General features: G+C 60.3%; 17 protein-coding genes. 11 read left to right on the top strand and 6 right to left on the bottom strand.

Annotated elements, in window-relative coordinates; genetic code table 11:
* Positions 1-70 precede the first annotated feature (70 nt).
* Positions 71-1687, top strand: coding sequence for a bifunctional phosphoribosylaminoimidazolecarboxamide formyltransferase/IMP cyclohydrolase (gene purH, locus GF108_RS04595; RefSeq protein WP_153667024.1), 1617 nt, complete (start codon positions 71-73; stop codon positions 1685-1687).
* A gap of 7 nt (positions 1688-1694) precedes the next feature.
* Here purH and GF108_RS04590 read toward each other — a convergent pair whose 3' ends face one another.
* The 5 genes from GF108_RS04590 to GF108_RS04570 form a co-directional block, all read right to left on the bottom strand.
* The gene (locus tag GF108_RS04590; RefSeq protein WP_172982565.1) at positions 1695-3092 is read right to left on the bottom strand and encodes an MFS transporter; all 1398 of its coding nucleotides are present in this window, start codon (positions 3090-3092) and stop codon (positions 1695-1697) included.
* A 249-nt stretch (positions 3093-3341) separates the two neighbouring features.
* A complete protein-coding gene (locus GF108_RS04585) occupies positions 3342-8132 on the bottom strand; it encodes an NAD-glutamate dehydrogenase (RefSeq protein ID WP_153667023.1) in 4791 nt (1596 codons plus the stop codon).
* Positions 8133-8239: 107 nt separating this feature from the next.
* The gene (locus GF108_RS04580) at positions 8240-8872 is read right to left on the bottom strand and encodes a TPM domain-containing protein (RefSeq protein WP_153667022.1); all 633 of its coding nucleotides are present in this window, start codon (positions 8870-8872) and stop codon (positions 8240-8242) included.
* A gap of 3 nt (positions 8873-8875) precedes the next feature.
* A complete protein-coding gene (locus GF108_RS04575; RefSeq protein ID WP_370462075.1) occupies positions 8876-9715 on the bottom strand; it encodes a YgcG family protein in 840 nt (279 codons plus the stop codon).
* Positions 9716-9794: 79 nt separating this feature from the next.
* Complete coding sequence (locus tag GF108_RS04570; RefSeq protein WP_153667020.1) at positions 9795-10409, bottom strand: LemA family protein; 615 nt, start codon at positions 10407-10409, stop codon at positions 9795-9797.
* A 136-nt stretch (positions 10410-10545) separates the two neighbouring features.
* Between GF108_RS04570 and GF108_RS04565 the strand changes: the two genes are divergently transcribed.
* From GF108_RS04565 to GF108_RS04550, 4 genes are read left to right on the top strand one after another with little or no spacing between them, the layout of a single operon-like run.
* Positions 10546-10794 (top strand): hypothetical protein, encoded by a 249-nt coding sequence (locus tag GF108_RS04565; protein WP_027231059.1) that lies wholly within the window; start codon positions 10546-10548, stop codon positions 10792-10794.
* Between the two features lie 55 nt (positions 10795-10849).
* On the top strand, positions 10850-11731 hold the full coding sequence (gene pdxY, locus GF108_RS04560) for a pyridoxal kinase PdxY (protein WP_153667019.1): 882 nt from the start codon (positions 10850-10852) through the stop codon (positions 11729-11731).
* A gap of 60 nt (positions 11732-11791) precedes the next feature.
* On the top strand, positions 11792-12460 hold the full coding sequence (locus tag GF108_RS04555) for a carbonic anhydrase (RefSeq protein WP_153667018.1): 669 nt from the start codon (positions 11792-11794) through the stop codon (positions 12458-12460).
* Between the two features lie 8 nt (positions 12461-12468).
* On the top strand, positions 12469-12885 hold the full coding sequence (locus GF108_RS04550; RefSeq protein ID WP_153667017.1) for a DUF4440 domain-containing protein: 417 nt from the start codon (positions 12469-12471) through the stop codon (positions 12883-12885).
* Positions 12886-12938: 53 nt separating this feature from the next.
* Here GF108_RS04550 and GF108_RS04545 read toward each other — a convergent pair whose 3' ends face one another.
* Positions 12939-13757, bottom strand: coding sequence for a lytic transglycosylase domain-containing protein (locus tag GF108_RS04545; protein WP_153667016.1), 819 nt, complete (start codon positions 13755-13757; stop codon positions 12939-12941).
* Between the two features lie 322 nt (positions 13758-14079).
* Here GF108_RS04545 and GF108_RS04540 point away from each other — a divergent pair, with 322 nt between their 5' ends.
* From GF108_RS04540 to GF108_RS04515, 6 genes are all read left to right on the top strand, one after another.
* Positions 14080-14355, top strand: coding sequence for a BrnT family toxin (locus tag GF108_RS04540; RefSeq protein WP_153667015.1), 276 nt, complete (start codon positions 14080-14082; stop codon positions 14353-14355).
* Positions 14348-14644, top strand: coding sequence for a BrnA antitoxin family protein (locus GF108_RS04535; RefSeq protein WP_210386054.1), 297 nt, complete (start codon positions 14348-14350; stop codon positions 14642-14644). The genes GF108_RS04540 and GF108_RS04535 overlap by 8 nt, the downstream gene beginning before the upstream one ends.
* Before the next feature lie 248 nt (positions 14645-14892).
* Positions 14893-16461 carry a signal recognition particle protein gene (ffh, locus tag GF108_RS04530; protein WP_153667013.1) on the top strand — a complete coding sequence of 523 codons (1569 nt, stop codon included), beginning with the start codon at positions 14893-14895 and terminating at the stop codon, positions 16459-16461.
* 2 nt (positions 16462-16463) lie between these two features.
* On the top strand, positions 16464-16781 hold the full coding sequence (locus GF108_RS04525) for a chorismate mutase (protein WP_027231051.1): 318 nt from the start codon (positions 16464-16466) through the stop codon (positions 16779-16781).
* A gap of 11 nt (positions 16782-16792) precedes the next feature.
* Positions 16793-17212 carry a 30S ribosomal protein S16 gene (gene rpsP, locus GF108_RS04520; protein WP_027231050.1) on the top strand — a complete coding sequence of 140 codons (420 nt, stop codon included), beginning with the start codon at positions 16793-16795 and terminating at the stop codon, positions 17210-17212.
* 155 nt (positions 17213-17367) lie between these two features.
* Entirely contained in the window at positions 17368-18945 is a 1578-nt protein-coding gene (locus tag GF108_RS04515; RefSeq protein WP_153667012.1) for an alkaline phosphatase, read from the top strand.
* Positions 18946-18948 lie beyond the last annotated feature (3 nt).

The raw sequence follows: 18948 nt of genomic DNA, 5'->3' as shown, positions 1-18948 counted from the left end.
AGGATTCCGCGAAGGCCTGTGTTAGAGCCGCCAAATCCACGCATCCACATTCTGCTAAGGACGAACTCCCATGGCCGTCGCCGCAAAATCATTTACACCGCCGAACCTTTTTCCAGTCCGTCGCGCACTGCTTTCCGTTTCAGACAAGGCGGGCCTGACGGCCCTTGCCCACGCTCTGCACCGCCACGGAATCGAGATCCTTTCCACCGGCGGCACGTCGAAAGCGATCGCGGCAGAGGGCATTCCGGTTCGCGACGTCTCCGATTTAACCGGCTTTCCCGAGATCATGGATGGACGCGTCAAGACATTGCATCCAAAGGTGCATGGCGGTCTCCTGGCCGTGCGCGACGACCCGGAACATGTCGAAGCGATGAAGACGCATGAGATAGGCGGGATCGACCTTGTCGTCATCAATCTCTATCCGTTCGAAGACGTCCGCCATTCGGGCGCCGACTATGCCAACATCGTCGAGAACATCGACATTGGCGGGCCGGCAATGATCCGCGCGGCTGCCAAGAACCATGCCTATGTCGGTGTGGTCACCGATCCCGGCGACTATGACATGGTGATCGCAATGCTCGACAAGCATGAGGGATCGCTGCCCTACTCGTTCCGCCAAAGTCTCGCGGCCAAGGCCTATGCCCGCACCGCAACCTACGACGCCGCGATTTCCGGATGGTTCGCCGAAGCTTTGATGACGGAGACGCCGTCCCGCCGCGCGATCGGAGGTCACCTGCATTCGGTGATGCGCTATGGCGAAAACCCCCACCAGTCCGCAGGCTTCTACCTGACCGGCGAAAAGCGTCCGGGCGTTGCCACCGCAACGCAGCTCCAGGGCAAGCAGCTCTCCTACAACAACATCAACGACACCGACGCGGCCTTCGAGCTCGTCGCCGAGTTCGACCCGGCCCGCACGGCTGCCGTCGCGATCATCAAGCATGCCAATCCATGCGGTGTCGCCGAAGGCGCGACGTTGAAGGAGGCGTATCTCAAGGCGCTGGCCTGCGATCCCGTGTCTGCCTTTGGCGGGATCGTCGCCTTGAACCGCACGCTCGACGCCGAGGCTGCCGAGGAGATCGTCAAGATCTTCACCGAGGTCATTATTGCTCCCGACGCGACCCCTGAAGCGCAGGAAATCGTGGCGGCGAAGAAAAACCTGCGCCTGCTGGTAACCGGCGGACTGCCCGATCCCCGTGCGTCCGGCATCAGCGCCAAGACGGTGGCAGGCGGCATTCTCGTCCAGTCGCGCGACAGCGGGGTGGTGGATGATCTCGAGTTGAAGGTCGTGACGAAGCGCGCGCCCACCGAAACCGAGATGACTGATCTCAAGCTGGCCTTTCGCATCGCCAAGCACGTCAAATCCAATGCCATTGTCTACGTCAAGGACGGTGCTGCAGTCGGCATTGGCGCGGGGCAGATGAGCCGCGTCGACAGCGCCCGCATTGCTGCCCGCAAGGCCGAGGATGCCGCTGAAGCCGCAGGCATCGAAACGCCCCTCACCAAGGGTTCTGTGGTTGCCTCCGATGCCTTCTTCCCGTTTGCCGATGGTTTGCTCTCAGCCGTCGCCGCTGGAGCGACCGCTGTCATTCAGCCGGGTGGATCGATGCGCGATGATGAAGTCATCGCCGCAGCCGATGAGCACGGCATCGCCATGGTGTTTACCGGGATGCGTCACTTCCGGCACTAGAGCAAATCTAGTTAGAAGAACCTCTGGGTATCGCGGCCGGATAGGGCGTGCGCACGAGGATCGCCAATCCGCCCAGAAGGAAAACGATGATGGTCGCCATGCCAAGGCGCGGCGACCCGCTTAACGCGGTAACCGTCGCCACGAGTAAGGGTGCAAGGAAACTCGTCGCCCGACCCGAGAGCGCATAGATGCCGAAATAGCGGCCGGCTTCTTCGACTGAAACACTCCGCGCCATATATGACCGCGACGAAGCCTGGACCGGGCCGAACGCAACACCGATGAGGAGGCCGAAGCAGATATAGGCCTTCTCGGCAGGCGTACCGAACAGGCCGCCGCTGTCAGCGCCGGGAAGCGGTATGAAACCGAAGAGCGTATAGCCAGGCCCGGTCGAAACAATCCCGATCGTGGCGATCACAAGGACGATGAGCGACACCACCACAACCGTCTTCGAGCCGAGCATCGTGTCGAGCCTGCTTGCTGCAAGGCAGCCGAAGATGGCGACGACGTTGAGGATGATGCCGAAAATGCCGATTTCGGCAGTGGCCCAACCGAACATCGTCGCGGCGAAGGCGCCGCCAAGCACGACGAGGGCATTCACCCCGTCCTGATAGATCATTCGCCCGACCAGGAAGCGGAGAATGCCGGTGCGCTGGCGCACCTCGGCCAAGGTCGAACGCAAACGCGCAAGCCCGGAGGCAATGGCGGGGCGGATGGGCAATCCGCGCGCGCCATCAGGCGTGAAGAAGAACATTGGCAGCACGAAGACGAGGTACCACAAGGCAGCGAGCGGTCCGGTTGCGCGGTCGCCCTCGCCGGCTGAGGGGTCGAGCCCGAAAATCGGTTGCAGGCCGAGCATGGTCTTGCCCGTTTCTGGCGACCCGGCCATGAAGGCAACGACGAAGATCAGCGCGATCATGCCACCGAGATAGCCGAGACCCCATGCAATGTTGGAGATACGGCCGATGTCCTTCGGCGCAACGAGGCGCGGCATCATGGAATCGTTGAACACGATCGAAAATTCCGCCGCAATCGAGGCGAGCGAAAAGAAGATGAGCGGCATGATCAGGCCCGAGCCCGGCGCTGCGAACCATAGCATGAGGAGGCAGGTGATCTTGATGACGGCGAAAAAGGCGATCCACGGCTTGCGCCTGCCGGTCGCGTCGGCGATCGAGCCGAGCACAGGCGACAGCACGGCGATGAACAGGCCGGATACCGCGATGGCATAGCCCCAGGCCGCCTGCCCCACTGCCGGATCGCTCGCCATGCGCGAGACGAAATACGGCCCGAAGATGAAGGTGGTGACGACCGTGAAGAACGGCTGCGCCGCCCAGTCGAACAGCATCCACCCCCATATACCGGACTTGGTCGAGGCAGTGGTTTTGCTTGTCAGCGGGGAGGCGGTCATTGGCACGCCCCTCCGTCCCGCCGGAAGCCTTCCCAGAAAGGGGCGAGAGCCGGCTTCATCGAGACTGGCGCCATTTTGCCTCCAGGCATTTCGTAGCCGTGACCGCAATTCCCTCCCCTTCTGGGGAGGTCACCGCGAAGCAGCGGAGTGGGGGAATTTTGAGGAAGCTTATCCCAGGCCCGGATTAGTTCAAGCATGCCCCTCCGGACCTTCGGCCCGCTCCCCTACAAGGGGGAGGGCAAGGGGTTACTACGACAAATCCGAAAGCAGGCCGGCAGCTACGGCGAGCCGCGATACGGTCAAATCGCCGCTCTCCACGATGTTCGCCATGCGCTGGCGCACTTCATCGACACCCGCGCCACGGCTGGTCAGCCAATCCTTGGCCGGATCAGCGTTCTTGCCGTGCTGGCTGAGCGCCGCCACGGCAATACCGCGCCGCGCCTGCGAGATCAGATCCGTCGCGCGGGCAAGCGCCAGGCCGTCATAGTAGTCGGCGACGGAAACCCCGCGTGCGGCATCTTCGATACGGCCGATACGGAAGGCCTCGGAAATGTCGAAATAGGCCTTGCCGGCAGTGGCTATGTCGATATTCGCCTGCTGCGCCACCGTAGCTATATCAGGAATGATGGGCGCGACGGACAGGCGTGCCAATTGCGCGGCAAGCGCCGGTGGTGCGCCGAGCGCCGCATTGCTGGCGGTGTCGTCGCGGATCAACCCCAGCATGGAGGCTGGCAACAGCTTCTCTAGTCTGGGCTGCAGCGCGTCACGGGCCTTCTTGATCTCATCGATCGCGGTCGCGAGATTGGCCCCTGCGGTGCCATTGCGTAGAACCCATGCCGTCGTCCAGTTCAGCATCTGCGCCACCTTGGCGTAGAAACCGTTCTGCGTGTCGCCTGCTACGGCATTGTCGAGGGCGTCAATCGCGGCAAAGACACTGTCGAGCGAGAAGCCGTCACGCACAATGACGTAGGCGCGCACGATCTCCGGACCGGAACGGCCTGTAAGATCGGATAGCCGGCTAACGAAGGTCGGGCCGCCAAGATTGATGATGTCGTTTGCGAGCTGCGTTGCGATGATTTCCCGCCGCAGGCGATGCGTATGCAGCTCATCGGCAAATCCCGATTGCATCTGCTTCGGGAAATAATCCATCAGCTCGCGATCGAGATAAGGATCGTCGGGCAGGGTGCTTGCCAACAACTGGTCGGACAGCACGATCTTCGCATAGGCAAGCAGGACGCCGAGTTCGGCGCGCGTCAAAGGTATGCCGTCGACCTGCCGTTCGGCGAGGGCCTTGTCATCGGGCAAGGTCTCGACCTTGCGGCTCAGAAGCTTTCGCGTCTCGAGGTCGCTGATGAAACGGGCCTGATAGGCGAGATCGGCCAGTCCGCGCCGCTGTGCCAGCGAGAGAGCCAGGGTCTGCAGATAGTTGTTGCGCAAGACGAGGTCTGCAACCTCTGCTGTCATCGATTCCAGGATCTTGTCGCGCTGGTCGCGCTTGAGCTTGCCGGCGCGCATGGCCTGCGCCAGGGCGATCTTGATATTCACCTCCACGTCCGAGGTGTTTACACCGGCCGAATTGTCGATCGCATCTGAATTGCAGCGTCCGCCAAGCAGGCCAAACTCGATGCGGCCCTTCTGCGTGACGCCGAGATTGGCGCCTTCGCCGATAACCTTGGCCCTGACATCGCTGCCGGTGATACGGATCGCGTCATTGGCGCGGTCGCCGACTTCCGCATCGCTCTCTCCCATCGAGCGGACATAGGTGCCGATGCCGCCGAACCACAGGAGATCAACCGGTGCCTTGAGAATCGCGGTCATGATCTCGTAAGGCGTTGCCGTCGTCTTGGCGAGGCCGATGGCCTTCGCGGCTTCCTTGGACAGCGTGATCGACTTCAGCGAGCGCGAGAATACGCCGCCGCCCGCCGATATTTTCGACTTGTCGAAATCCTGCCAGCTCGACCGCGGCAGGTTGAACAGGCGCTGCCGCTCCTTGAGCGTCGCCTTGATGTCCGGCTCCGGATCGATGAAAATATCGCGATGGTCGAAGGCGGCAATCAGCCTTGTCTGCGGCGACAGCAGCATGCCATTGCCAAAGACGTCGCCCGACATGTCGCCGACGCCGACCACGGTGAACGGGGTTTTCTGGATATCAGTTCCGATTTCGCGGAAATGGCGCTTGACCGCTTCCCAGGCGCCACGCGCGGTAATGCCCATCTTCTTATGGTCGTAGCCGGCAGAGCCACCCGAGGCAAAGGCATCGTCGAGCCAGAAATCATGCGCCTGGCTGATCGCATTTGCGGTATCCGAGAATGTCGCCGTGCCTTTGTCCGCGGCAACGACAAAATAAGGATCGTCGCCATCGCGCCGTACCATGTCGGCCGGCGGCACGACGGTCTCGCCGTTCAGATTGTCAGTGACCGAGAGCAGCGTCGAGATGAACGTGATGTAAGCAGCGCGGCCGGCCTCGAAGATGGCGTTGCGATCGCCGCCCGTGGGCAGGCGCTTCGGATAGAAACCGCCCTTGGCGCCAACGGGCACGATGACGGCATTCTTGACCTGCTGCGCCTTGACGAGGCCCAAAACTTCCGTGCGGTAATCCTGGGCGCGGTCTGACCAGCGAAGTCCGCCGCGGGCAACTGGCCCGAAGCGAAGATGCACGCCTTCGACTTCCGGCCCATAGACGAAGATCTCGCGGTAGGGACGGGGCTCCGGCAACTCGTCGAGTGCGCGCGGATCGAGTTTGAAGGCGAGAGAGGCGCGTTCGCTGCCATCCTCCTCTGGCGAAAAGGCATTGGTGCGCAGCGTCGATTCGATAAGATTGAGGTAGCGGCGCAGAATCCGGTCGTCGTCGAGGCTCGGAACGCCTTGCAAGCTTTCCTCGATGGCCGCACGGATCGCGGCCTCCTTACGCTCCGATTGCGCGCCCTTGGCCTTGGCCGGGCTTAGCCGTTGCTCGAAGAGATCGTAAAGCTGACGCGCGATTGCCGGGTATCGATTGAGCGTGATTGCGATGAAATCCTGCGAATAGGGGATGCCCGCCTGCTGCAGGTAGCGCCCATAAGCGCGCAGGATAATGATCTGCCGCGCCGTGAGTTGGCCGCTCAGCGCCAGTCCATTATAGCCGTCATTGTCGGAGGCGCCGCTCCAGATGTTGCGGAAAACGTCCTCGAACAGGGCGCCATTGTCGCGCAGATCGATGGCCGCACCCGAAGTGCTGACGAGTTCCATGTCGTGAACGTAGAGCGGGCTGGCATCCGCCGCAGGCAAGGCGAATGTCTGCTCGCTGATGACGCGGAAGCCCATGTTCTCGAGCAGCGGTACGCGCTGCGACAGGGCAACAGCCGAGCCATAATGATAGATCTTCAGCGATGCCGCATGGGGCCCGTCGGTGCGGTGGCGGTAGAAATCGACGAAGAGCGGATTGCTGCGCGAGAGACCGGCGATTCGGCTCGCATCGACAAGCGCCTCATCCGCGGAAAAGTTCTCACGGTAGGAATCGGGGAATGCTGCCGCCAGCGCAGTATATTGCGAAGTACCCGTACGGTCGCCGACCTCGGCGACGGCATCGTCCCAGGTACGAACGATGGCGCGGACGCCTTCTTCCAGCATCTCACGCTTGACCTTTGGAAAATCGTCCTCGGCATGACCGATGATGAAGTGGACGCGTGCAAGGTTGCCTTCCGGGAAAGCGGGATAGTAGGCCGAGACATGCCCTTCATAGAGCGCGGCGAAGTAAGCGCCCATCTTCTCGCGCACCACGGAATCATAACGTTCGCGCGGAACGAAGACGATGATCGAGGCAAAGCGGCCGAAGGGATCGACACGCGGCAGGACCCGCACGCGGGGCCGCTCGCCGAGCGCAAGGATGATCTCCGCGTAACGGGTCAACGTCTTGACGTCGATCTGGAACAGGTCGTCGCGCGGATAGCCTTCAAGAACGTTGAGCAGCGCCTTGCCCGAATGGTCTTCGCGATTGAACCCGAGGCGGCTGATGACCGCTTCCGTCTTTGAACGCAGATAGGGGATTTTGAGTACCGAACGCGTATAGGCGCCGGAGGTAAAGAGGCCGACGAAGCGAAGCTCGCCGGTGATCCGCCCCTCAGCATCGAAGGTCTTGACGCCGATATAGTCCATATATCCGCGGCGATGCACCAGCGACTTCGTGTTCGCCTTGGTAACGATCAAAAGCTCGGGGCCGGTAAGGAAGGCGATGATCTGCGGCGTCGTGGTGACGCCTTGATTGCCGCGCTTCAACACGCGGACATCGGGGTCGCCAAGGATGCCAAGTCCTGTCTTGCGGGAGCGTTCGAGCTCGCCCTGGTTATTATCACCGAGGTAGTCGTATTCGCGCACGCCGAGGAACGTGAAATTGTCGTCACGCAGCCATTCGAGGAAAGAGACCGCCTCGTCGATCGCCGCCTTTTTCATCGGCAGCTTCCCGGTCTTGTAGGCATCGATCGCTTCGCCGAGACGGTCGAGCATCGGCCTCCAGTCGCGTACGGCCTCCCGCACCTGTTTCAGCACAGTCGTGAGCGCTGCGTGCATGATCTCGCGGGAAGGTCCGTCGAGCGCGGGCACGTGGATCTGCATGACGCTGACACGCGCCACATCCTTGCCTGGCTTGTCGGGTCCTGCCGGGCCAATCGCCTTGTTTGTCTTCGCATCGACATCCATGACCGGGTGCATGACGAGGTAAACAGCGTTCGCCCTGTCGCTTATTTCACCAAGAACGGAATCGAGCAGGAAAGGCATATTGTCGTTGATCAACGTGATCACAGTGACCGGACGACCGTCGCGATAGACAAGCGACCCCTCGCTCACATCGATGATAGACTGCCCGCTCTTGAAACGAGAGAGTGCCTCCTCGGCAAGTTTCGCCGAAGTCTGGATTGCGCTTCTATCGTAGCCGGCAAGGTCTTCGTCTGGCGCTCGGGCAAAGAGCAACTCTTCGAACAGACCAGCGTCAATCTTCTTGTCTTTGGCCTTGGGTGATTTGGGCTTCGGGGCGGCCTTTCGGTCCAATGCAGTCTGTGAAGCCATCAAAATTCCCCCCTCATTGCGTATTTTGCATGATCATAGCCATTCGGAAGCCGTTTTCGACCCCAAACTGCACCGATGCGGTGAAAATCGTATGACACGCAAGAAAATTACAATTCGACCAGATGGTCATCCAGTTCGTTGATGTCGCCGGGCCTCACCGGGAAATGTTCTTCCAGGAGCAGGCCTGCCTTTTTGATGGCCTTGAGGAATCCGCCGGGCAATTCGTCCCTGCCGGCATGGTCGATCAGAATCGCAACGATATCGTTCCATTCCTGCTGCGCCACCTTGGCGTTGATGCCGGCGTCGGCCACCACCTCCGCATATCGTTCCGCCAGCGAAACAAACAGCAATACGCCGGTGCGCTGCGTGGTGAGGTGAACATTGCGTGCCAGGAATTGCTGGGAGGCATTGAGGTGGGCGCGGCGATAACGAATATGTTTCGGCACGAGCCACATGTGGAGATCCGGCAGTAGCCGCAACACCAGCAGGGCGGTGACAAGGGCCGAAAGGATTGCCAGGCCGAAAGCCGGCAGGGGAATCGCATACCAGAACCAATGGGCTGCGACTGCGACGAGTACAGCGGCGAACAATATCCCGCAGGCGACCATGAAGCCGGCAACGAAGAAATAGCTGTCGCTGCGCCGCGCCAAGACTGCGTAGATTTCGCCGCTTGTGCGGCTCTCCGCCTCGCGAATTGCCGCAGCGATGTCGCCATGATCGGCTTCGTTCATTACCCGCATGGCCTACCAACTCCCCGATGCGCCGCCGCCGCCGGAGGAACCGCCACCCCCGGAGAAACCGCCGCCACCGCCGCCGCCCGACGACCAGCCACCACCGCCTCCGGTCCAACCGCCCCCACCGCCTGACCAGCCACCGCCCGATCGCCCGCGGGGATGATTGTCGAAGCGCATGCCGAGCCATTCGTATTGGCCGGGGCCGATCTTGCGACCAAATGCCGGGGCAAGCACAGCGGTGGCGAAACCGCCGAAAAAGATGAGCGCCCAGATAATTATGAAAATTACAAAGAACCAGTCGATATCGGACGTCGGCTCCTTGATATTGCGCTTGGCCCGCGCCTCGACCTCGGCCTTATCGCCGGAGAGCACGGTCAGCATGTCATCGACACCGCGCGCGATGCCTCCGGAATAGTCGCCTGAACGAAAGCCGGGTATGATCGCGTTTTCGATGATCAGCTTGGAAAGAAGGTCGGTCAGCGTGCCCTCAAGTCCATATCCGACTTCGATGCGCACCTTGCGATCGTTCGGGGCGACGACGAGAAGAACACCATTGTTCTCCTGCTTTTGTCCGATCGCCCAGGAGCGGTAGAGCCGATTGGCATATGGTTCGATCTCTTCCCCGTCGAGACTTGGCACGGTGACGACCACAACCTGGTCGGAGGACTTTGCCTCGTAAGCCGCGAGCTTCTCCGTAATTGCCGCGCGGGTCGCAGTGTCGATGATGTTGGCGCCATCGACGACGCGCCCGGTCAGCGCCGGAAGTTCGGCGGCAAAAGCGCCGACCGACAGAAATGCCAGGAGAATGGCCGCGCAAAAGAGCTGCAGCGCCGGTCGAATACGTTTCACCTCACGCAACTCCCGGGAGCATATGCGCGTGGCAGCAGCGACTGCAAACATCACACAAGCCCTTCTTTCCGGCTGATGCCTAGAACTTCACCTGCGGCGTCTGCTTTGCGGAGTCGTCGATCGTGAAGGTCTGGTAAGGCTCGTTGCCGCGGAACCAGATCCAGCTCCAGATCATCGTCGGCATGGTCTTGAGCGAGGTGTTGTAGACACGCACGGCCTCGATATAGTCGCGGCGGGCAACGGCAATACGGTTTTCCGTCCCCTCGAGTTGCGATTGCAGGGCGAGAAAGTTCTGGTTCGACTTCAAATCGGGATAGTTTTCGACGACGGCCAGTAGGCGCGACAAGGCGCCGGTCAGGTTCGCCTGATTATCCTGGAAGGCCTTGAAGGCGTTGGGATCTGTCAGCGTTTCCGGTGTAACCTGTACCTGGGTCGCCTTGGCGCGCGCCTCGACGACGGAGGTCAGCACATCCTTTTCCTGGGCCGCATAGCCCTTGACGGTCTCGACCAGATTGGGAATGAGATCGGCACGGCGCTGGTATTGGTTGAGCACCTCGCTCCATGCAGCCTTCGCCCGTTCCTCATTGGTCGGGATGACGTTGAATCCACAGGCCGAAAGCAGCGGCAGGAGAAGCGCCACGGCGAGAAAGGTGAGCGCACGGCGAGGCATCGCGACTGAAGGCAAATATTGCATCGAAAATCATCTCCCAAAATACGGATACACGGGCCGGCGGCATCAAAACGAAGCAATGCGAGCCTAGACATTTTTTTCTGCAAAAGGAACTGGCAAAGCGCTATGCTGATCTGCCTTGGAATCGAATGGATGCCTCATGCCCGAACAGAACGACAATCGGCGGCCAGATACTGAATCGAGACGGATTCTTGAGCGTATCGAGCGCGAGACCGCGGTTCATGGCAACGCCATCGTCGGCCGCGCGAAGCGCCATTTTTCTGCACAGGATGCTGACGCTGCCGACCCGATCGAAGTCTGGGGCACGCGCATCGGCCGCTTGCTGGGATTGCTAGTATTAATCGCAATGTTTATTTGGTTGATTGTCTCGATATCCGGAAAGGGATGACGTTCGGCGCTGCCGCCGACCCTTTCTTTCCAATTCCCTCGCACGAGTATTTTCAATGACCGGTTCTGCTGTTTCCTCCAACGCTGTCATCGTCATTTCGAGCCACGTCGTCCGGGGCGCCGTGGGCAATCGCGGCGCAGTTTTTGCGCTGGAAACCCTCGGCCATCCGGTCTGGGCGGTGCCTACGGTCATTCTTCCGTGGCATCCCGGCCATGGACCTGCCAAACGCATCGTGCCGGAGCCTCAACAATTCCACGACCTCATTGCCGATCTCGAGCGCGCGCCTTGGCTCGACGAGGTCAGCGCCATCATGACCGGCTATCTTGGTCATGCTTCGCAAGCCGCGAGCGTTGCGCGGCTGGTAAAGACGATCAAGGCACGCAGGAAATCGGTGCGCTATCTCTGCGATCCGGTCATCGGCGACGAGAAGGGCCTTTATGTTCCCGAAGCGACGGCGATGGCCATTCGCGACGAGCTTATGCCGCTCGCCGATATCGCTACGCCGAACCGTTTCGAACTCGCATGGCTTGCGGGGGCGGATCTTCCTGACAACAAGGCGATCATGCAGGCGGCCCTGCATGCGGGGCCGGGCACCATGCTCGTCACCTCGGCCCATCCAATGATCGCGGGCGGCACCGGCAATCTGCTGGTGACCCATTCGCTGGCCCTGCTCGCCGAGCATCGCCTCGTCAACGGCCCGACCAATGGCCTTGGCGACCTGACGTCGGCGCTTTTCCTCGCAAGGACGCTGTCTGGGCTCGAACCCGAGCAGGTCTTGCAGCGAACCACCGCATCGGTGTTCGAGATCATGGCACGCGCCGCCAAACGCGGCGCTGACGAATTGATGCTGGAAGCGGATGCCTCAAGTCTATCGACGCCAATGGCCATGACGCAGATGCGCCGCCTGGTGCATCCGAGCAAAGGCATCCGGGCTTAACCGCGATCTTACACCTGAAGACTAATTGATCTTCGCGATGATGAGGACTACAGCAAAGCCATGACCCTGCTTCCCGATAAACTTCTTACCGGCTATCGCAACTTCATGGCGCATCGTTATGCGAATGAGACGTTGCGCTACAGGCAGCTAGCCGAAAAAGGTCAAACCCCTGAGACGCTCGTCATCGCCTGCTGCGACTCCCGTTCAGCGCCTGAGATCATCTTTGACACCGCGCCGGGCGAGATCTTCGTGGTGCGCAATGTCGCCAATCTGGTGCCGCCGTATGAACCGGATGGCGAGTATCACTCAACATCCGCCGCGCTTGAATTTGCAGTGCAAAGCCTCAAGGTCAAAAACATCGTCGTCCTCGGCCATGGCCGCTGTGGCGGCATCAAGGCGGCTCTCGATACGTCCAGCGAGCCCTTGTCGCCCGGCGATTTCATTGGGAAATGGATGAGCCTGGTCGCACCGGCGGCCGAAGCCATTTCTGCCAACGAGCTCATGACGACGCTGGAACGCCAGACCGCGCTGGAACGTATCTCGATCCGTTACTCCCTGCAAAATCTGCGCAGTTTCCCCTGCATCGACATTCTCGAGAAGAAGGGGCGGCTGACGCTGCACGGCGCATGGTTCGATATTTCGACGGGCGAGCTCTGGATCATGAATCCCGAAACCGGCGACTTCGTTCGCCCCGACCCTGAAGAGGTCGGCGCGCCAACCCTGGAATAGGCCGAGCGATGTTGGCGCGGCTTGTTCTTGCTTTCGCCTTCATCGTTTCGCTGAGTTTTGCTGGCCGCGCGGCAGATAGCCATGAACAGTTGGTCGAACAGTGGTATGCAGCCCTTGCAACCGCCGATCACGCCATGTTCGACAAGCTCCTAGCCGACGATGCAAGGGTGATCCTCGAAGACATAGACTCGATCCAGACGAAGGACGAGTTTCTCGGAAGCCTCGACGAATGGAAGAACGCGGTGCACGGCGCGACCCTGCGCCACCGTATCGCCAGCGCCGGCAACGGGACGGTCACCGTCTTCGTCTGCTATCAATTTCCGAGCAATTCTACCTATATGCGCGAAATCTTCAGTTTCCGCGGCGAGAAGATCATCGAAAGCGCGCAAAGTTCGGTCGGCGAGGCCTGCGAAGGGTTCGAATGACAAAGGCCGGCGCGATGGGCACCGGCCTTGAAATTAGTCTGATGCGGGGCCGGCTATTCGCCGTCGATCTTCGCGCCGATGATTGCAATCGCCTGCTGATAGACGCTCGCCGCGTTCCAGCCCTGGATTGCGGCGAAATTAGCCTGCCCCGGCTGATAGCCAGCGCCTGTCTGCCAGCCATGGCCGCGCAGGAAATTTGCTGTCGAGGCCAGCGCATCCGCCTTGGATCGCAGGTCGATGCGGCCGTTGCCATCGCCGTCCACGCCGTAGCGAAGGACGTTGAGCGGCAGGAACTGGGTCTGCCCGATCTCCCCGTGCATGGCCCCGACGGAATTGGACGAGAGCGTTCCCTGATCGACCAGCTTCAACGCAGCATTCAGCTGCTCGCGGAAATATTCCGGGCGGCGGCAGTCGAAGGCAAGCGTCGTCACAGCGGAAAGGGTATTCTGGTTACCCATGAAGCTGCCGAAACCGGTCTCCATGCCCCAGATCGCGATCAACGGGCCTGCGGGAACGCCGAACCGACGCTCGATGCTGGCAAACAAGGCGGCGTTTTGCGCCTTCTGGGCGCGGCCACGCGAAATAATTGTCTGACCGCCGCGCACCTGCATGAACTTGTCGAGCGAATATTTGAAGCTCTTCTGGTTGCGGTCGGCATTGATGGTCTTGCTCGCATAGGAAACGCCATCGAGAGCACTGATGCCCCTGCTGCCAATTCCTTGCGCCTGCGCTTGCTGCTTGTAGGCCTGGACCCATTCCTGAAATCCGGCGGAGTTGTTTCCGCAGGAGGGAGCGGCCTGCGCGGCGCCCGCCATCAAGAGGAGGCCGGCCGTTGCGACCGCAAAAAATCTGCTTTTGGCAACAGATGCCATGAAGATCTCCTTAAAAGTTGAATCGTGGTTGGCCCTATCTGCCATTTTTCTGCAACCGTGTCATCCGGCAGAATCGCGCGCCTTAAGGTTAAAAGGACGCAATTTTATCAAAGTCGTTGTCAATTTCGCAAAAATCGCCCGCTCCGAATGTGATGATGACATCGAGACCACAACCGAGAATTGGCATTCGCGCATGCATCAAGCCCTGGCGCCCCGCCCATCCTTAGAGAGAAAGGCTTACGACTGGTGGTCTGCGAGGTTTTCGATTAGGCTTCCATCATAATTTTTGTATATACGATAATCATTGACCAGAAGTGATTTCATGACTAGATTTGAGTGGGATCCTGAAAAGGCAAAGCGCAATTTAAGCAAACATGGCGTCTCGTTTCGGGCAGGCGAGCGTTTTGAATTTCCTTCGGCTCTAGAATTCATCGACGATAGGGAAAACTACGGCGAAGAGAGAGTAGTTTCGATCGGGTTCATTGGCGAGGTTTTACACACAATGACATATACCGAACGCAACGGGTGGATCCGGATCATCTCGTTGCGAAAATCCACGACCGCAGAGATCAGAAGATATGCAAAAGCCTATGAGTGAAAAGGTTCGCGCGGCGCATCGAGCACGCATTGAAGCCGCCTTGAAAAAGATCTCACCCGCGGAAGACGCCGCGCTGACAAACGCGGCATCCGAAGACCCTGACACCGCGCTCATCACTGAACTTACAAAGCGCCGACCCGGCAGGCCCGTGGCGGAAGTCACCAAGACGCCGGTTTCGATCCGCCTCAGCCCCGATGTCCTCGACCACTACCGGTCCACCGGACCCGGCTGGCAGGGCCGCATCGACGATGCCTTGCGCAAGGCTGCCGGCCTCAAGAAGCGGGCGTGAACCGTCCCTGACGCTCGCAGCCTTGACTCCCGGGGCGAATTCCTGTTTAAGCCGCGCATCAATCCGCGACGAGTCTGGAACTCCGAGCAGCCGACCGGGACCCCGCAAGGGTTCGACGATCCCGGAGGTCAACACCCGACAGCGCCATGCGCCCTCGGGTGCCTTTTTGCTTTGAGCCATTGGCCAGGGCGCGGTTTGTGCCTACCTTTCGCGGAAACAGGTCCCTGGAAGGAAGAAGGAAAAACTGGATGTTCGAGAGCTTACAGGAACGACTAGGTTCGATATTGAACGGCCTGACCGGTCGCGGCGCGCTGTCGGAAGCCGACGTCGCGGCGGCTTTGCGCGAAGTGCGCCGGGCCCTTCTCGAAGCCGATGTTGCGCTTGATGTCGTCCGTTCCTTCACCGACAAGGTGCGTGCGAAAGCTGTCGGCGCCGAAGTCCTCAAAAGCATCAAGCCCGGCCAGATGGTGGTCAAGATCGTCCATGACGAGCTGGTTAGCATGCTTGGCGAGGAAGGCGTTTCCATCGACCTCAATGCGCCAGCGCCTGTCGTCATCATGATGGTCGGTCTGCAAGGCTCGGGCAAGACCACGACCACCGGCAAGATCGGCAAGCGCCTGACCGAGCGCGGGCGCAAGAAAGTGCTGCTCGCCTCTCTCGATACGCGCCGCCCGGCCGCTCAGGAACAGTTGCGCCAGCTTGGCGTGCAGACCGGCGTAGACACGCTGCCGATCATCGCCGGCCAGTCGCCGGTTGAGATCGCCGCTCGCGCCGTTCAGGCAGCAAAACTTGGTGGCCACGATGTCGTGATCCTCGACACGGCGGGCCGCACCCATATTGACGAGCCCTTGATGGTCGAAATGGCCGACATCAAGAAAAAGGCCAGTCCTCATGAAATTCTTCTCGTCGCAGATGCGCTGACCGGTCAGGACGCCGTCAACCTTGCCCGTTCATTCGATGAGCGCGTCGGCATCACTGGGCTCGTCCTTACCCGCATGGACGGCGATGGCCGCGGCGGCGCGGCACTGTCCATGCGTGCCGTCACCGGCAAGCCGATCAAGCTGATCGCCACCGGCGAAAAGATGGACGCGCTGGAGGAATTCTACCCACGCCGTATCGCCGACCGCATCCTTGGCATGGGCGACATCGTTTCGCTGGTCGAGAAGGCTGCTGAAAACATCGACGCGGAAAAAGCCGCGGCGATGGCCAAGAAGATGCAGTCCGGCAAGTTCGACCTCAACGATCTCGCCGACCAGATCGGCCAGATGCAGAAGCTCGGCGGCATGGGCGGCATCATGGGTATGATGCCCGGGATGGGCAAGATGAAGGACCAGATGGCCGCCGCCGGCCTCGACGATTCCATTTTCAAGCGCCAGCTTGCGATCATCTCTTCGATGACAGCGGCCGAGCGCGGCAATCCCGACATGCTCAAGCATTCGCGCAAGCAGCGCATCGCCAAGGGTTCGGGGACCAATGCCGCCGACATCAACAAGCTTTTGAAGATGCACCGCCAGATGGCCGACATGATGAAGGCCATGGGGGGCAAGGGCAAAGGCGGCATCATGAAACAGATGATGGGCGGCCTCGGTGCTAAGATGGGCCTTGGCGGGATGGGCGGCATGCCTGACCTCTCCAAGATGGACCCGAAACAGCTCGAAGCCCTGCAGAAGCAGGCGGAAGCCGCCGGCTTCGGCAAGGGCGGCGGCCTGCCTGGCGGGCTCGGCGGTTTGCCGGGTGGACTTGGTGGCATGGGCGGAATGCCGCGCCTGCCAGGGCTTGGTGGTGGTTTGCCCGGCCTTCCTAAGAAGAAAGGATAATCATGTCCTCATCATCCCTCCCGAAGGAACTCATTGATCTGCGCGCCTCCATCGACAACATCGATGCGGCGCTTATCCACATGCTTGCCGAACGCTTTCGCTGCACCAAGGCAGTCGGCGTCCTGAAAGCAAAGAACGGTCTTGCTCCGGCCGATCCGGCCAGGGAGAGGCGGCAGGTCGAACGCCTGCGTGCCCTCGCCCAGCAAGCCGATCTCGACCCCGATTTTGCCGAGAAGTTCCTGAACTTCATCGTCAAGGAAGTGATCAGACATCACGAAACAACGGCCGCCGAGGAAAACGGCGCCCCATCTAACACCTAAGGAGAATAACAATGTCACTGAAAATCCGTCTGGCCCGCGCAGGGTCGAAGAAGCGTCCTTACTACCACGTCGTCGTTGCTGACGTTCGCGCCCCGCGCGACGGCCGCTTCATCGAGAACGTCGGCGCATGGAACCCGATGCTCCCCAAGGACGGCGACCGCATCAAGCTGAACGAAGAACGCATCCAGTATTGGATCGGCCATGGCGCACAGCCGACCGATCGTGTCCTGCGTTTCCTCGATCAGGCCGGTATCGCCAAGCGCGACGCGCGCAGCAACCCTGAAAAGGCTGTTCCAGGCAAGAAGGCGCAGGAACGCGTTGCCCTTGCCAAGCAGGCTGAAGAAGATGCGAAGGCTAAGGCCGCTGCGGAAGCTGAAGCCGCCAAGGCCGCTGCCGAAGCTCCGGCAGAGGAAGCCGCTGCCAGCGAATAAGCTGTCACGCTGCAGTCTTATTGGAAACGGGTGGCTCTGGCCGCCCGTTTTCGTTTTGGCCCGCGATAATTTCACGCGCCTGCAAAAAAACCGAAACAATCCCGGTGCACAAGAGGCGGGTTAGCCAGCCAATTGCAAGCCAAGGGAACAGTTTCATGTCGAATCGATTTGCCTACACCCGCCGCAGTTTTCTCACCTCTTCCGGGGCTTTGGCCCTGACCGCCGCTTCCGGCCTTTCCTGTCCGGCAATTTCACGTGCCGCGTCGCGCCCGGTGTTTACGCACGGTGTCCAGTCCGGTGACGTCGATTCCACAACGGGCATGATCTGGACGCGAACCGATCGCCCGTCCCGGATCAACATCGAAGTTTCGACGACGGAAAGCTTTGCAGATTCTGTCCGCCTGCCACCGCTCAATGCACTTCCCAATACTGACTTTGCCGCCAAGCAGCTCCTTACCGATCTCGCTTCCGACCAGGAAGTTTTTTACCGCCTCACTGCAGTCGATCTTAACGATCTTAACGGCGTATCCGAACCGATTGTCGGCCGTTTCAAGACCGCGCCGATGTCCAAGCGCAACATTCGCTTTGCGTGGTCGGGAGACACGGTCGGTCAAGGTTGGGGCATCGATGAGACGGGCATGAAGACCTATGCGTCGATCGCCAAGCATCAGCCGGACTTCTTCCTGCATTCGGGTGACACAATCTACGCCGACGGGCCCCTCGTCGAGGAAGTCGATCTGAAGGATGGGACCAAATGGAAGAACCGCGTCGTCACCGATGACAAGCGGAAAGTTGCCGAGACGCTCGACGAGTATCGCGGTCAATGGAAATACAATCTGCTTGACGATCACGTGCAGGCGCTGAACACGGTTTGCCCGACGTTTTTTCAATGGGACGACCATGAGGTGACCAACAACTGGTCGTCCTCGAAGAACCTTGCCGCAGACGATCGCTACAAGGAGAAATCTATCGCGCTGCTGTCAGCGCGCGCGGCTCGTGCCTTTCACGAGATGACGCCCATCCGCTATACGCCTGCGGAGCCCGGCCGGGTGTATCGCAAGATTGCCTACGGGCCGTTGCTCGACGTCTTTTTCCTCGACCTGCGTTCCTATCGCGGCCCGAACGGACCCGACATGGAAGAGGCGATTACCCCGGAATCGTCAATTCTCGGCGAACGTCAACTGCGGTGGCTCAAGCGCGAGTTGCTCAATTCGAAAGCAACGTGGAAGGTCATTGCTTCTGATATGCCGCTCGGCGTTATCGTCTGGGACAATGCCAAGGACAAGAAGGGCGCAGAGGCAGTCGCCAATGGCGATAATGGCCCGGCCAAGGGTCGCGAACTCGAAATCGCCGATCTGCTGCGCTTCATCAAAACCGCTGGCATCAACAACACCGTCTGGCTGACGGCCGACGTGCACTACACAGCCGCCCATTACTATAACCCGAACAAGGCGCAGTTCCAGGATTTCGCACCTTTCTGGGAGTTCATTTCGGGCCCTATCCATGCCGGAACGTTCGGACCGAACGACCTCGACCAGACTTTTGGACCCGAGCTAAAATTCATCAAAGCACCGACTTCCGAGCAAGGACAGAACGTGCCGCCCTCGGCCGGCCTCCAGTTCTTCGGGCTGGTCGATATCGAGGGCGCCAGCCAGCAACTCACGGTGCGCCTGATGGACCGTGAGGATGTCGAGCTTTACAAGGTCACGCTCGACCCTGTTTTCTCATCGTAGGTG

Origin of the sequence: Phyllobacterium sp. SYP-B3895 (assembly GCF_009647635.1) — a bacterium.
Taxonomy (GTDB): Bacteria; Pseudomonadota; Alphaproteobacteria; order Rhizobiales; family Rhizobiaceae; genus Phyllobacterium; species Phyllobacterium pellucidum.
The sequence above is the reverse complement of the archived record's forward strand: the minus strand, read 5'-3'. Positions and strand labels throughout refer to the sequence as shown.